Raw genomic sequence first — 13,950 nt, 5'->3', positions numbered from 1 at the left:
GCCGGATCGACAGCCCGCGCGTCCCAGGCGAAGTCGTTGCCGTCGAGAACCCAGAGCTGCCCGGGGGCGCTCGGCCAAGACGGCGACGGTGTTCGCGAAGAGGGTCTCCCACCGGCACTCGACGTACGCCGTACCGACCGGGAGCTCGAGGTTGGGTGGGTGCAGCCCTGGCTTCGCGGGGACGATCGAGATGTCGCGCCAGTCGGCGCGCTTTTCACTGGCTCAGAACGTGATCGTACGGGTGGGCGACGGGAGGACTCGGCCGCCTACTGTGGTCCAGCCGCCCGACAGGTTGGTGGTGATCAGCTGCGAGCCGGAGCCTTGGGTGATGTGGAGCGAGCGGGCCAGGCGGGCGGTGAGCTGAGTCGCGGCCGAACCGGTGGCCTCGTCTTCGGGCACACCCATCGCCGGGGCGAAGACCCGAGCGCGGATACGGCCTTGGGTTTCATCCTCCCAGGCCCACAGATAGGTGTGACCGGCCGAGTACGCCTCCGGGTTGGCAGCGAGCACGTCGGCGGGAGTGTCGAGCTGCTGCCAGTCGAAGGTGCTGCCCCAGGAGGCATTCGCACGCACCGCGGTGATGCCGTTGCTGCGGACAACCGGGACTTCACCGGCGGGAACGCGCAGCACGTCGATCGACTGCCCCTGCGCGTGCAACCACCAGGCGACGCCGACGGTCGGGTGGCCGGCGAACGGCATCTCGCCGGTCGGGCTGAAGATCTGGATCCGGCCGGTCGCGGCGTCGTCGACGAAGACGGTCTCGCTGTAGCCGAGCCGGGCCGCCAGCTGCCGGCGGGCCTCGGGTGCGACCAGTGCGCCGTCGACGATCCCCAGCGGGTTGCCGAACGCGCCCGCGGGGTCGACGAAGACCCGGACGACGTGAACGTCCACGGTGGTCATTCGGTCGGACCGCAGACGGGCGTACGGCGTACTCGGGTGGTCACCTGTTCAGACGGCCGACCGACGTACGGCGCTCGGATGGTCATCCGCTCTGGCCGACCGACGTACAGCACCCTCGGGTACTCGGTCAGAGGACGAGGATCGCGGCGATCACAGCGATCAGGACGACGCCGGCGCCGACGGCGGCCAGCATCCGGCCGTTCATCTTCGGCTCTTCCTTGGCGTGGACCTCGCCCTCGCTGACGAAGGCGCGGAACATCTGGGTGCTCGCGCCCGGGTCCTGCTCGTTCTCGGTGGCGTGGTTCGTGTTCTGGTCAGCCATGGGCCCGACCCTACCGGCGGCACCGCGGCGTCAGCACACTGCAATCGCCGATCTGACCCGACTCTTACCGTCCGTACACGCAGCGTCCACGTTCGGCTGATCGACGGCCACGGATCGCGCATGTACCATTTGGTACATGCGCTTCGATCACTCCACCACCGTGAACGCCCCGGCCGAACGCGTCTGGGCGGTCTTCAGCGACGTCGCCCACTGGCCCGACTGGACGCCGACCGTCGACGCGGTCGAGCGCCTCGACGAGGGCGCCCTGCGGGTCGGTTCCCGGACCCGGATCCGCCAGCCGAAGCTCCCGGTCGCCGTCTGGGAGGTGACCGAGCTGAAGGACGGCGAGTACTTCGAATGGGTTTCCCGCGCACCGGGCATCAAGACCACCGGCGGCCACCGGGTGATCAGTACGCCGGAGGGCACGGTCGCGACGGCGACGATCATCCAGGAGGGCCCGCTCGGCTGGCTGTTCGGTCGCCTCTACGCGAAGCTGACCAGGAACTACATCCAGCTCGAAACCGAGAACCTGAAGAGAGTCACCGAGGCGTGAGCAACCATCCGAAGGCTGCACCCGAGGACACCGCGATGGGGCCGGCCGCGGACGACCGGGTCCCCGGCCGGTGAGCCGGGAGTCCTTGCTCACCGACGCTGTCGAGCACTTCGCGAAGAACGGCATCGGGGATGCCAGCCTGCGAGCGATCGCGACGTCGATCGGTACGAGCCACCGGATGCTGATCTACCACTTCGGTTCGCGCGAGGGGCTGCTCGCCGAGGTTGTCCGGACGGTCGAGCAGCAGCAGCGCGATCTGCTCGCGGAGCTCGAGGACCTTCCCCTCGAACAGCAAGCCGAGGAGTTCTGGCGTCGCGTCACCGAGGCGACGCTGATCTACGGCCCGCTGTTCTTCGAACTCTCCGCCCACGCGATGCAGGACCTCCCGCACACCGAGGCCCTGAAGGCCGACCTGATCAACGTCTGGCTTCCCCCGCTGATCAGGCTCTGCGTGAAGTCCGGAATCCCCGAGGACCAGGCACCGGCGTACGCCCGCCTGGGCCTGGCGTCCTCACGTGGACTGCTCTTCGACCTCCTGCTCACCGGCGATCGCGCGGGTGTCGACGAAGCCTCGGCGCTGCTCAACCACCTCTTCACTCTCCGCTGACACGATCACCGCAGTAGGTTCGACCCGGAGGTGGGACTCATGCCCCAAGCAGCAGGCGAGCTCGTCACCGAGACCTTCGACTACGACGGCGGCCGGCCGGTCACCGTCTACGTGCCACCGGATCCACCCGAGGCGGTCGTCTACGCCGGGGACGGCCGGCTCATCTCCCAGTGGGGCGGACACCTCGAAGCCGCCGACGGACCGCCCACGATGATCGTGGGCGCCCATCGGACCCACTCCGAGGACGAGATGGACCGGATCAAGGAGTACTCCCCCTCCTTCGACGAGCAACGCTTCGCGGCCCACGAGAAGTTCTTCGTCGAGGACGTCCGCCAGTGGGTCACGAGGCACTTCGGCCTCGCGCTGCCCGCGGAACGTACGGCGGTGTGCGGAGTGTCGGCGAGCGGCGAACTTTCCCTGGCGCTGGGGCTGCGGCACCCGGACCTCTACGGCGTGATCTTCTCCGCCTCACCAGGTGGCGGCTACAAACCACCGGAGACGCTACCGAGTCCACTACCCCGCACCTATCTGGTCGCCGGCACTCTGGAGCCCTGGTTCCTGGAGAACGCGACCCGCTGGGCCGATGCACTCCGTGAAGCCGACGCAGACGTCGTACTGACGGAAAGAGCCGGCGACCACGGCGATCCTTTCTGGGCGGAAGAGTTCCCACTGATGGTCAAGTGGGCCTTCGGCCGGTAGCGGCTCCAGCAGCCCACGGAGCAGCCACCACCTGGACCGAGGACCCGGAACGCTCCGGATCGGCCCACGCGATTCGCGAGCATCGCTTCGGCCGCGCGATATTCGCTGTGCCTTTCACTGTCATCCAGCCAGGATGGATGCGTGGTCACAGACGAGATGCCCGGGCACTGGTACGAGGACTACGAGCGTGGCCGGCCCGGCTACCCAGATCAGGTCGTTGATCTCGCCGAGCTCACGCCGTCGGGGACGGCGCTGGAACTTGCCGCCGGTACGGGCAAGTTCACCCGGCAGCTGGTCTCGAGGATCGCGCACGTGGTGGCTGTCGAACCGGACTCCGGCATGCGCCGTCTGCTCGTCTCGGGCTGTCCTGGCGTCGAGGTGATCGACGGTAGCGCGGAACAGATTCCGCTCGCGGACGGCGCGGTCGATGCGGTCTTCGTGGCCCAGGCCTTCCACTGGTTCGACAACGAACCCGCGTTGCGGGAGATCGCCCGAGTCCTGCGACCGGGCGGGGCCCTCGTGGTGATGTGGAACGTGGCCAGCGGATCAGCTTTCCCGTCCATCACGGCTGTCGAAGAGCTGCTCGCCCCCATCTGGCCTCGAGACTCCGGGTTTCCGCTCGACATGATGAGTGGCGATTGGGCACCCAGTGCCTGGAAGCTGCCCTTCGCCAAGAAGACGTTCACCGAGATCCAGGAAGTGCGGCTGGCGAATCCTCAGACCGTCGACTCGTCAGGGCTCGTCGCCTACTTCGGCTCGATGGGCTGGATCGCAAACCTTCCGGACGACAAGCGACAGCCGCTGGTGGACGCCATGACGTCTCGACTAACTGCCGAAGAGTATGTGTTGCCCTGGCAAACCCGCGTGCAGTGGACACGACTCAGCTCACCGAGCTGACCACCCAACGGTGCATGGATGGATGTCGGCCCGGCTGCTCCCGTCACTCCGACATCCGGCGACAACTTCGCGACCGGCTCGGCCGGCTCGGCCGGCGGCCGGCTCGGCTGGCTCGGCCGGCGGCCGGCTCGGCTGGCTCGGCTGGCGGCCGGCACCAGCCGGCTCGGCTAGCATCGGCTGGCACCGGCTGGTGGCACCGGCTGGGCACACGCAGCGCTGCCGGTGTGAGTTGCCAGGTCCGACGGCACCGCGGTGGTCGCGTGAACTGGGCGACTGGCCGGCCGAGGGCGTGAGGTCCACTGGGTCCTGCGGATGGGTTGGTCCTTGCATCGCGTGAAGGTCGGCACGCCTCGGACCGGCGGCGGCTACTCGGGTTCCGTGGGGGTTTGGATCCAGCCGGTGACCACCGGGAGACCGGTGGGTCGGTGGACGGCGGTGAAGGCGAACGGGCGGTCGAGGGTGACCGCCAGTCGTGGCGATTGCGGTAGCACGGCGGCGGCTCTGGTCATGCCGAACGCCGTGATCGCGGCGGCTTCGAAGCCGGTTGCGTAGAAGCGCGCCAGAACCGACTGCTTGGCCTGCCCGACCGCCAGCGGGTCGGGGCTGATCGCGGAGAAGTGACCCTGCTCCCCCGGGTCCGTGCTGACCGCAGTGAGCCCGAAGAGCGAGCGCAGTGCGAGCAGATCGTGCTCCACGGAGACGGAGAACGACGGCAGCGCGAGGGTGAGATCGGGGACCGGGGCCGTGCTCTGGGCGAGCGTCACGGCGGGCGCCAACTGATCGCCTCGTTCAGCGCCGACCAACAGCGAACTGCCGGGCCGACCACCATCAGAACCAACAGCAGTCAGCAGACCAGCCAGTACGTCGGGCTGAGGCGTTTCAGGGGCCGCAATACCCAAGAGAACATCCACGTCGGCATCACCCGCGACCGTGACGACGGTCAGCGGCCCTGCGACCGGGTCGTCGTGGACGCGCAGCGAGTCCAGGTCGCGGTCGCTGCGGTCGAGCCAGTGCCACGCGCCGGCCCAGTCGCCGTCGTGGATCCGCTTGATCTGCTCGCGGAACGGCCGCGCCCAGGTCAGCCGCAGCGACAGCGCCGAGGCCAGGACGAGCGCGAGGTCGGGGGTGAACTCGAGCGGCATCTCGCGGATCAGGTCGCCGGTGTGCTCGGCGGCCCAGGTGTCCAGGTTCAGCTTGTCGACCGACGGGTCGCCCGTCAGGATCCCGGTCAGCTCGGTGGGCAGGACGCTGTCGAAGGACTCGCTCAGCTTGAGCTGCTGGTGCACCCACAGGCCGAGCGCCGCGTGCAGATCCGTCGAGCTGTCGAGGGCACCGATCAGCTCCACCGCCTGCGCGGCGGCGGCTGCTGGGTCGGCACCGGCCGCTTCGGCGATCTCGGAGCGCCCTGGTTCGTCGGCGGCTGTGCTCAGCAGCGCCAGCAGTGGCCAGACCCCCAGGCCGGAGATCACGGTGTTGCCCGGCGCGAGCGTGCGCGCCCAGCGTGAGGTGAGGCTGTTGACCGCGGTCACGACGTTGGCATCCATGCGTTCCACCCTGCCATGTCACCGAGGACCCCAACAGGAACTCAACCGGCCCTTTACCGGCCCTCTGCCGGACCACCCAGTATTCGGCGGAACGACGGTGATTTTCATTTGCGGACACGCAAGGTAGTCGAGCACCTCCGGTCTGCTGTGTCAGGATGCCGCCCATGAGCACGCCCGAAGTGACGGAAAACGCCGAACTGACGCCGTCCCCGCCACCACCCGAGACCCCCCAAAAGGGCGCCGAGACCGGCCACGAGCACGGCCACCAGCCGACCGACCCCAAGGAGCCCACCGGCTCCTCGATCGCCTTCACGATCACCCTCGTCGTCCTGGTCGGTCTCGCCCTGTTCGGCCGCAAGCTCTTCGCCGGCCTCTTCACCGACGACGGCGTCCGCACCTGGGCGACGATGTTCGTCGGCGTCACCGTCCAGGCGCTCCCGTTCCTCGTCCTCGGCGTCCTCCTCTCCGCCGCGCTGACCGCGTTCGTCCCCGCGTCGTTCTTCGCCAAGGCACTCCCCAAGCACCCGGCCCTCGCCGTACCGGTCGCCAGCGCGTCCGGCGTCATCCTCCCCGGCTGCGAATGCGCGTCCGTCCCGGTTTCCGCCGCACTCATGGCACGCGGCGTCACCCCAGCAGCAGCGATCGCCTTCCTCCTCTCGGCGCCGGCGATCAACCCGGTCGTGCTCGCGTCGACAGCAGTCGCCTTCCCGGGCCAACCCAAGGTCGTCGTCGCAAGAGCGATCACCTCGCTCGCGGTGAGCATGGCGCTCGGCTGGCTCTGGCTGGCGACCGGCAAGGGCGGCTCCTGGCTCCGGATGCCGAAGAACCGCCACGCAGAGGGCACTGGCAAGCTCGAGATCTTCCGCTCGTCGATGCTGCACGACTTCCTGCACGCCGGCGGCTTCCTGGTGATCGGCGCGGCCGCCGCGGCCACGCTCAACGTCGTCGTACCGCGGGAGTGGCTCGACCACGTCGCGAGCAACCTGCTGCTCTCGGTCGTCGTACTGGGTCTGCTCGCGGTGCTGCTGGCGATCTGCTCCGAGGCGGATGCGTTCGTCGCGGCCAGTCTGACCCAGTTCTCGCTGACCGCGCGGCTCGCGTTCATGGTGGTCGGGCCGATCGTCGACGTGAAGCTGGTCGCGCTGCAGGCCGGAACGTTCGGCCCGAAGTTCGCCGCCCGGTTCGCGCCGGCCACGTTCGTCGTCGCGATCATTGCCAGTCTCGGAGTCGGATGGTGGTTGCTGTGAAGCGCAACGTCGCAGGGCTCGTGGTCGTCTTCGTCGGCGCGGCGATCGTCCAGCTGGCGATCTCCAACACCTATCTGCGGTACGTGAAGCCCGGCATGCGCTGGATGCTGCTCGCGGCCGGCATCATCCTGATCCTGCTCGCCGTCGCCGACGTCCTGGCCGACACCAGAGCGAAGCCGCAGGCAGACGACGGCCACGGCCACCACGGCCTCCCGAGAGCCGCCTGGCTGATGCTGATCCCCGTCTTCGCCCTGCTCGTCGTCGACCCGCCCGCGCTCGGCGCCGACGCCGCCCAGCGCCAGTCCCCGGTCGCGGCCAAACCCGTTGCCCCGAAGGGCAACAGCTGGCTCGCCGGGCAGCAGACCGGCCCGGTACCGTTGGCGGTCAGGGACTACGCCGTCTGGGCCGTGTGGGAGAAGGAGAGCATGAAGGGTCGCGACTTCCAGCTCACCGGTTTCGTCACGCCCGGCAAGAACGGCAGCTGGTACGTGTCCCGGATCGGCCTGACCTGCTGCGTCGCCGACGGTACGGCGTTCATGGTCGAGGCCCGCGGCCAGGCGGCCCCGCCGAAGAACCAGTGGGTGACCGTGACCGGCGAGTGGGCCGAGCCGACCAAGCGCTCCGACGGCGACGTCGCCGCGCTGACCGTCACCGAGGTGAAGAACGTGACCGCACCGGCCAACCCGTACGAGTGAGATGACCACACCGCTGTCCACCGCCGACCTGCTCGACGGCCTGTCCCGCAAGAAGCGCTACAAGTACGTCTTCTTCTGGGGCGACACCCCGCGCCGCGACGGGCAGGTCGACGCGAGCTGCCTGAGCCAGTGGTTCCACGCGCCGTTCACCGTGGACGACGTCCGGTACCGGACGGCCGAGCACTGGATGATGGCCGGCAAGGCGCGGCTGTTCGGCGACCGGGACGCCGAGCAGGCGGTGATCGCCGCGGGCCACCCGCAGCGGGCCAAGGCGATCGGGCGCGAGGTGCACGGCTTCGACACCGAGACCTGGCAACGGCACCGCCTCGACCTGGTTGTCGAGGGCAACATCCACAAGTTCGCCCAGAACGACGCGCTGCGCGACTACCTGCTCGGCACCGGCGACCGAATCCTGGTCGAGGCCAGCCCGGTCGACCGGATCTGGGGTATCGGCCTGGCCGCGGCCGACGACCGCGCCGAGCACCCGGCGCAGTGGCGCGGCCTCAATCTGCTCGGCTTCGCCCTGATGCGCGCCCGCGCTCACCTGGCCGACAACACCGGCGCCTGATCCACCGCGGCAGCCCGGGGCCGGACCACAGTGCACGCCATCCCACCCATGATCAGTACGGCGGCCACCGCCTGCTGCAGCCCGACCGCCTCTCCCCGCAGCAACCAGGCGGCGCCCATGCCGACCACCGGGACCAGCAGCGAGAACGGCGCGACGGTGCTGGCGTCGTACCGGCCCAGGAGGAAGCCCCAGGCGCCGAAGCCGAACAGTGTGGCGACAGCAGCCAGGTAGACCAGCGCAGCGACCCCTCCTACATCAATGCTTCGCAAGGCAGCTACGTCAGCGGCAGGTCCCTCTACCAGCAGCGACAGCCCAGTCAGCGGCAGTACGGCGACCGCACTCACCCACACCATGAACCGCAGCGTGTCCTGCGGCTTGGCGTAGCGGGTCACCGTGTTCGACACACCCCAGCACGCCCCCGCAGCGATCACCAGGAACAGCGCCCCGACCGGTGTCGCCAGCCCCCGGTCCAGCACGATCAGCAGCAGCCCCAAGCAGGCAACGCCGATCCCTGCCAGTTGCGTACGCCGCGGCCGCTCCCGCAGCACCAGTACGGCGAACAGCACCGTGAAGATCACCTGCGACTGCAGCACCAGCGACGCCAGCCCGGCCGGTACGCCGTGGTCCATCGCCACGAACAGCAGCCCGAACTTCGCCACCCCCAGCGCCAGCCCGACCGCGATCACGTACCGCCACGCGACCCGCGGCTTGCCGAGCAGGAAGATCGCCGGCACCGCCGCGAAGAAGAACCGCAGCGCCGAGAACAGCAGCGGCGGGAACTCCTCCAGCCCGACCTCGATGACCACGAAGTTGATCCCCCAGATGAGGACGACGGCGAGCGCGAGCAGGACGTGACGAGGGTTCATACGCTCCAGGATGGGACCGGCTACAGTTAAGGACCAGCACGGATTGCTACCACGCACGATGTAGGAGTGCTACATGATCGATCTCGGCCGGCTGCGCGCCCTGCACGCCGTCGCGCTCTACGGGTCGGTCGGATCAGCCGCCGACGCGCTCGGCTACACGCCGTCCGCGGTCTCCCAGCAGCTCGCCAAGCTCGAACGCGAGACCCGTACGACGTTGCTCGAGAAGCGCGGCCGCGGCGTCGTGCTCACCGACGCCGCGCAGGAGCTCGCGGCCACCGCATCGAAGGTTCTCGAGCTCGTCGAGGACGCCGAGCTGCGGCTCGAGGAGCAGCGCGGCCAGGCGATCGGCGAGCTGGTCATCGCCGCATTCCCGACCGCCGCGCGCGGCCTGCTCCCGATCGCGCTGCCCGGACTGATCGACGGCAACCCGGCGCTCGACGTACGGGTGGTCGAGATGGACCCGTTCGACGGCGTCGCCGCCGTACAGCGCGGTGAGGTCCACATCGCCGTGGTGCACGATTGGCACAACACGCCGCTGACGCTGACCGAGGACCTGTCCCGCGTGAAGCTCGGCACCGACCCGGCCGACGTGCTCGTCCCGACCACGCATCGCCTGGCCGGCAAGGAGTCCGTCCGCCCGACCGACCTGGTCGGCGAGCGCTGGATCTGCCAACCGCCGGGCACGATCTGCCACGACTGGCTGATCCGGACGATGCGCAAGGCGGGTGTCGAGCCCGATGTCGTCTACTCCGTCGCGGAGTACCAGACCCAGATCGCGATGCTCGACCGCGGCCTGGGCATCGGCATGATCCCGCGGCTCGGCCGCGGCCCGCTCCCGGCCGGCGTCACCGCCGTACCGCTGCAGCCCGTCGTCAGCCGCCGCCTGTACGCCGTCTGGCGGACGGCGACCGCCCGGCGGCCCGCCGTCGCCGTCACTCTGGGCGCTCTGAAGACCGCCTGGCGGGACCGCAGTACCGCTTGAGCGCTTCCAGCGGAACTCTCACCGGTAACTGACAGCGACCGATTGACAGCGAGCGGCATCCTCGCTAGGTTCCCCGGAACCGTTAGGAAACCTTCCTATTAGGTTCCGATGTAATCCCCCACTCCGTCCACCGCCCCCGGCGAAGTAGGAGGCAATTCGCGATGACGCGTACCCGCCGCTGGTCAGCGCTGGTCGCCAGTACCGCACTGGCCGCCACTGCCCTGGTCACCACAGGCGCGAGCACCAGCTCGGCCGCCCCCGTCCGCTACGAGTCCGAGAACGCCACGATCTCCCAAGGCGTCGTCGAGTCCAACCACGCCGGGTTCACCGGCTCCGGATTCGTCAACTACGACAACAACACCACCAGCTCGCTCGAGTACACCGTGACCGTGCCGTCGGCCGGCCCGTACTCGCTGGCGTTCCGCTACGCCAACGGCACCGCCACCAACCGCCCGCTCGACGTGTCCGTGAACGGGACGCAGGTCGCCAACGACCTCGGCTTCCCCGGGACCGGCGCCTGGACGTCGTACCAGACGGTCACCACCACGGCGAACCTGAGTGCCGGCAGCAACAAGATCAAGACCACGTCGGTGGTCGCCGACGGCGGCCCGAACGCCGACTCGCTGACCGTCGACACGGTCAACGCCGCGGCGACGCCGGTCTCGATCAACGGTCAGCTCCGGGTCTGCGGCGTGAAGCTGTGCAACCAGTACGGCAAGCCGATCCAGCTCCGCGGCATGAGCACGCACGGCATCCAGTGGTACAGCCAGTGCGTGAAGACCGCTTCGCTGGACGCCCTGGCCAACGACTGGAAGGCCGACGTCCTGCGGATCTCGATGTACATCCAGGAGGGTGGCTACGAGACCGACCCGCGGCGCTTCACCGACATGGTGCACAACTACATCGAGGAGGCCACCCGGCGGGGCATGTACGCCCTGGTCGACTGGCACCAGCTGACGCCCGGTGACCCGAACGCGAACCTGGCCCGGGCCAAGACGTTCTTCACCGAGATCGCGCAGCGGCACAAGAACAAGAACAACATCATCTACGACATCGCCAACGAGCCGAACAACGTCTCCTGGTCGCGGATCAAGTCGTACGCCGAGCAGATGATCCCGGTGATCCGCGCGCAGGACCCCGACGGCGTCGTCTTCGTCGGCACCCACGGCTGGGCCTCGCTCGGGATCTCCGACGGCGGCTCCGAGGCCGACGTGATCAACAACCCGATCAACGCGACGAACTTCATGTACACGTTCCACTTCTACGCCGCCTCGCACAAGAACGAGTACTTCAACGCGCTGTCCCGGGCGGCCGACCGGATCCCGCTGTTCATCACCGAGTTCGGCACCCAGACCGCGAGCGGTGACGGCACCAACGACTTCACCAACGCGCAGAAGTACCTGGACTTCCTGGCCAGCAAGAAGATCGGCTGGACGAACTGGAACTTCTCCGACGACTTCCGTTCCGGCGCCGTCTTCAAGGAGGGCACCTGCGCCGGGAACAACTTCTCCGGTACGTCGGTGCTGAAGCCGGCCGGGGTCTGGATCCGGGACCGGATCCGTTCCGCGGACGACTTCCCGACCAGCTGACACGCGCCCGGGCCGGTTCTTGCGCCCCCTAGGACCGGCCCGGGTCCTTCCCCTGAGTCCTTACCGCCCCCTCGAAAGGACACGCATCATGGGACGTCTGTTCCGAGCAGCACTACCGATCGCCCTGGTCGCCGGCCTGGTGCCCGCGACCCAGGCGGCCGCCGCCCCGGTCCGCTACCAGGCCGAGTCGGCAACGATCTCCCAGGGCGTGGTCGAGTCGAACCACGCCGGCTTCACCGGCAGCGGCTTCGTCAACGGCGACAACGTCGTCGGCAGCTACGTCCAGTGGAGCGTCCCGGTCTCGGCCGCGGGCCAGGCCCGCGTCTCGTTCCGCTTCGCCAACGGTACGGCGGCCAACCGGGCCGCCGACATCACGGTGAACGGCGCGCTGGTCTCCGACAACCTGTCGTTCACCGGCACCGGTGCGTGGACCACCTGGCAGGACCGGGTGATCACCGTCAACCTGACCGCCGGGACCAACACCATCCGCGCCACCTCGGCGACCGCCGACGGCCTGCCCAACCTGGACGCCGTCGACGTGGACACCGCGCCCGCGCCGGTGCGCGGCGTACCGCAGCAGCCGACCGACCTGGTCGCCGGTCTGTCGTTGCCCTGGGCCACTTCGTTCCTGCCCGACGGTCAATCCGCCCTGATGACCGAGCGGAACAGCTTCCGGGTCTCCCGGGTCACCCTCAACGGCACCCGGACCACGGTCGGCACGGTCCCCAACTCCGTCACCACCAACGGTGAGGGCGGCCTGATGGGGATCGCGGTCTCCCCGACCTGGAACGGCACCAGCGACCAAGCCGTGTACATCTTCCACACCTCCAACGACGGCGGTCAGACCCAGAACCGCATCGTCCGGATGAACTTCAACGGCACTTCCCTGTCCAACCGGACGGTGATCGTGTCGGGGATCCGCAGCAACACCTTCCACAACGGCGGTCAGCTCAAGTTCGGCCCCGACGGCTTCCTGTACGCCGGAACCGGCGACGCCCAGGACACCTCGACGTCGCAGAACAACAACTCGCTGAACGGCAAGATCCTGCGGTTCACCACCAGTGGCCAGGCCGCGCCGGGCAACCCCTTCGGCAACCTGGTCTACAGCAAGGGCCACCGCAACCCGCAGGGCCTGGCCTGGGACTCCGCCGGCCGGATGTGGTCCGCCGAGCTCGGCGACACCCAGTTCGACGAGCTCAACCTGATCGTCAGCGGCCACAACTACGGCTGGCCGACCTGCCAGGGCAACTGCAGCACGCCCGGCATGGACAACCCCAAGCGCACCTGGACGACGGCCGAGGCTTCACCGAGCAGCCTCGCGATCGTCAACGACACGGCGTACGTCGCCGCGCTGCGCGGCCAGCGGCTGTGGCGGGTCGAGCTGAACGGCGAGAGCGCCGGCGCGACCCAGGCGTACTTCACCAACACCTTCGGCCGGCTCCGGTCGATCGTGAAGGTACCGGGCGCGAACGCGATCTGGATCAGCACCTCGAACACCAACGGCGACCGGCTGCTCCGGTCCGCCATCCAGTGAGCTGAGTTGCCGGGGGCGCCCTGGACGCCCCCGGCAACCTACTGGCCGACCAGCAGGCGGAACTTCGCCTCGGTCTCGTCGTCCACGGGGGTGTAGACGGTCGCCCGGCCCTGGCCCGAACGGGTCAGCCACAGGTTCACCGGCTCGATCCGCATCAAACCGGCGCGTGGGTGGTCGACCAGCTTCACCTTGTTGCTGGGCGCAGCCACGTCGTACCGGTTCCAGAGCTCGGCGAACTCCGCCGAGTGGGTCAGCAACTGCTGGATCAGGTCGTGCCAGCTCGGCTCGCCCAGGTGGTCGGCGGACGCGGCCCGAAAGCCCGCCACCATGTGCATCTTGATCGACTCCTGGTCGGTGAACGAGCACTGCCACCGGTTCGACACGAAGCTCAGCCAGAGCAGGTTGCGGTCCTCGATCGGGATCTGGCTCAGGTCGAGCATCACCTTGCAGTACGCCTCGTTGAACGCCAGCACGTCGTACCGGGCGTTCAGCACGAGTGCCGGGTACGGCGAGACGTTGTCGAGCATCCGCTGCATCGACGGCGGCAGGTCGGCACAGTCGCCGCTCACCGGGCCGATCGGTACGCCGGTCAGCGTGAACAGGTGGTTGCGCTCCAACCTGTCCAGCCGCAGCGTCCTGGCGATCGCTTCGACGACCTGCGCCGAGACGTTGATGTCCCGGCCCTGCTCGAGCCAGGTGTACCAGGTGATGCCGACGCCGGCGAGCTGCGCGACCTCCTCGCGTCGCAGGCCCGGCGTACGGCGGCGGCCGCCCGGTGCGAAGCCGACCTCTTCGGGCTGGATGCGCTCGCGGCGGCTGCGCAGGAAGATCGCCAGCTCGCGCCGGCGCTCGTTGGGGCGGTTGGACACAGCTTCGTCGGACCGGGCCGCCGGCATTCTGCTCAGGACGCTCACCTCTCCATGGTGGTCCAGCGCGGCGACGCACGA

The 13,950-nt window shown here is 68.9% G+C and carries 16 protein-coding genes; 11 read left to right on the top strand and 5 right to left on the bottom strand.

The features are described 5' to 3' along the window. Positions 1-222 precede the first annotated feature (222 nt). Both ACZ6Z4_RS07035 and ACZ6Z4_RS07030 read right to left on the bottom strand, forming a co-directional pair. The gene (locus ACZ6Z4_RS07035) at positions 223-900 is read right to left on the bottom strand and encodes a PhzF family phenazine biosynthesis protein (RefSeq protein WP_465559051.1); all 678 of its coding nucleotides are present in this window, start codon (positions 898-900) and stop codon (positions 223-225) included. Between the two features lie 127 nt (positions 901-1,027). Then, the gene (locus ACZ6Z4_RS07030; RefSeq protein ID WP_363673252.1) at positions 1,028-1,222 is read right to left on the bottom strand and encodes a hypothetical protein; all 195 of its coding nucleotides are present in this window, start codon (positions 1,220-1,222) and stop codon (positions 1,028-1,030) included. A gap of 136 nt (positions 1,223-1,358) precedes the next feature. On the opposite strand from ACZ6Z4_RS07030, the gene ACZ6Z4_RS07025 reads away from it, so the two are divergent. The 5 genes from ACZ6Z4_RS07025 (at position 1,359) to ACZ6Z4_RS07005 (ending at position 4,149) form a co-directional block, all read left to right on the top strand. Further along, complete coding sequence (locus ACZ6Z4_RS07025) at positions 1,359-1,775, top strand: SRPBCC family protein (RefSeq protein WP_465559047.1); 417 nt, start codon at positions 1,359-1,361, stop codon at positions 1,773-1,775. A 70-nt stretch (positions 1,776-1,845) separates the two neighbouring features. Then, positions 1,846-2,382, top strand: a complete 537-nt coding sequence (locus ACZ6Z4_RS07020; RefSeq protein WP_465559045.1) for a TetR/AcrR family transcriptional regulator — start codon at positions 1,846-1,848, stop codon at positions 2,380-2,382. Between the two features lie 39 nt (positions 2,383-2,421). After that, positions 2,422-3,081, top strand: coding sequence for an alpha/beta hydrolase (locus tag ACZ6Z4_RS07015; RefSeq protein WP_465559043.1), 660 nt, complete (start codon positions 2,422-2,424; stop codon positions 3,079-3,081). Between the two features lie 141 nt (positions 3,082-3,222). Next, on the top strand, positions 3,223-3,978 hold the full coding sequence (locus ACZ6Z4_RS07010) for a class I SAM-dependent methyltransferase (RefSeq protein ID WP_465559041.1): 756 nt from the start codon (positions 3,223-3,225) through the stop codon (positions 3,976-3,978). Positions 3,979-3,996: 18 nt separating this feature from the next. Continuing rightward, positions 3,997-4,149: a hypothetical protein gene (locus ACZ6Z4_RS07005; RefSeq protein ID WP_465559039.1), complete on the top strand. Its 153-nt coding sequence runs from the start codon at positions 3,997-3,999 to the stop codon at positions 4,147-4,149. A gap of 194 nt (positions 4,150-4,343) precedes the next feature. Here ACZ6Z4_RS07005 and ACZ6Z4_RS07000 read toward each other — a convergent pair whose 3' ends face one another. Beyond that, positions 4,344-5,522 (bottom strand): serpin family protein, encoded by a 1,179-nt coding sequence (locus ACZ6Z4_RS07000; protein ID WP_465559036.1) that lies wholly within the window; start codon positions 5,520-5,522, stop codon positions 4,344-4,346. Positions 5,523-5,686: 164 nt separating this feature from the next. On the opposite strand from ACZ6Z4_RS07000, the gene ACZ6Z4_RS06995 reads away from it, so the two are divergent. Genes ACZ6Z4_RS06995 through ACZ6Z4_RS06985 form a run of 3 tightly spaced genes read left to right on the top strand, consistent with a single transcriptional unit; the run spans position 5,687 to position 8,032 of the window. Beyond that, positions 5,687-6,769 (top strand): permease, encoded by a 1,083-nt coding sequence (locus ACZ6Z4_RS06995; RefSeq protein WP_465559034.1) that lies wholly within the window; start codon positions 5,687-5,689, stop codon positions 6,767-6,769. Beyond that, complete coding sequence (locus tag ACZ6Z4_RS06990; protein ID WP_465559032.1) at positions 6,766-7,464, top strand: TIGR03943 family putative permease subunit; 699 nt, start codon at positions 6,766-6,768, stop codon at positions 7,462-7,464. The genes ACZ6Z4_RS06995 and ACZ6Z4_RS06990 overlap by 4 nt, the downstream gene beginning before the upstream one ends. A 1-nt stretch (position 7,465) precedes the next feature. Then, on the top strand, positions 7,466-8,032 hold the full coding sequence (locus ACZ6Z4_RS06985) for an NADAR family protein (RefSeq protein WP_465559030.1): 567 nt from the start codon (positions 7,466-7,468) through the stop codon (positions 8,030-8,032). Here the strand turns inward: ACZ6Z4_RS06985 and ACZ6Z4_RS06980 are convergent. Then, positions 8,005-8,898, bottom strand: a complete 894-nt coding sequence (locus ACZ6Z4_RS06980) for an EamA family transporter (RefSeq protein WP_465559028.1) — start codon at positions 8,896-8,898, stop codon at positions 8,005-8,007. The genes ACZ6Z4_RS06985 and ACZ6Z4_RS06980 overlap by 28 nt on opposite strands. 73 nt (positions 8,899-8,971) lie before the next feature. Here ACZ6Z4_RS06980 and ACZ6Z4_RS06975 point away from each other — a divergent pair, with 73 nt between their 5' ends. The 3 genes from ACZ6Z4_RS06975 to ACZ6Z4_RS06965 all read left to right on the top strand — a co-directional run bounded on the left by ACZ6Z4_RS06975 (position 8,972) and on the right by ACZ6Z4_RS06965 (position 13,003). Continuing rightward, positions 8,972-9,880: a LysR family transcriptional regulator gene (locus ACZ6Z4_RS06975; RefSeq protein WP_465559026.1), complete on the top strand. Its 909-nt coding sequence runs from the start codon at positions 8,972-8,974 to the stop codon at positions 9,878-9,880. Positions 9,881-10,041: 161 nt separating this feature from the next. Continuing rightward, positions 10,042-11,469 (top strand): cellulase family glycosylhydrolase, encoded by a 1,428-nt coding sequence (locus tag ACZ6Z4_RS06970; RefSeq protein ID WP_465559023.1) that lies wholly within the window; start codon positions 10,042-10,044, stop codon positions 11,467-11,469. 88 nt (positions 11,470-11,557) lie between these two features. Then, positions 11,558-13,003, top strand: coding sequence for a PQQ-dependent sugar dehydrogenase (locus ACZ6Z4_RS06965; protein WP_465559021.1), 1,446 nt, complete (start codon positions 11,558-11,560; stop codon positions 13,001-13,003). Positions 13,004-13,041: 38 nt separating this feature from the next. Here the strand turns inward: ACZ6Z4_RS06965 and ACZ6Z4_RS06960 are convergent, their stop codons facing one another. Further along, positions 13,042-13,917, bottom strand: coding sequence for a helix-turn-helix transcriptional regulator (locus ACZ6Z4_RS06960; RefSeq protein WP_465559019.1), 876 nt, complete (start codon positions 13,915-13,917; stop codon positions 13,042-13,044). Positions 13,918-13,950: the final 33 nt, after the last annotated feature.

Source organism: Kribbella sp. NPDC104740 (genome assembly GCF_055583505.1).
The sequence above is the reverse complement of the archived record's forward strand: the minus strand, read 5'-3'. Positions and strand labels throughout refer to the sequence as shown.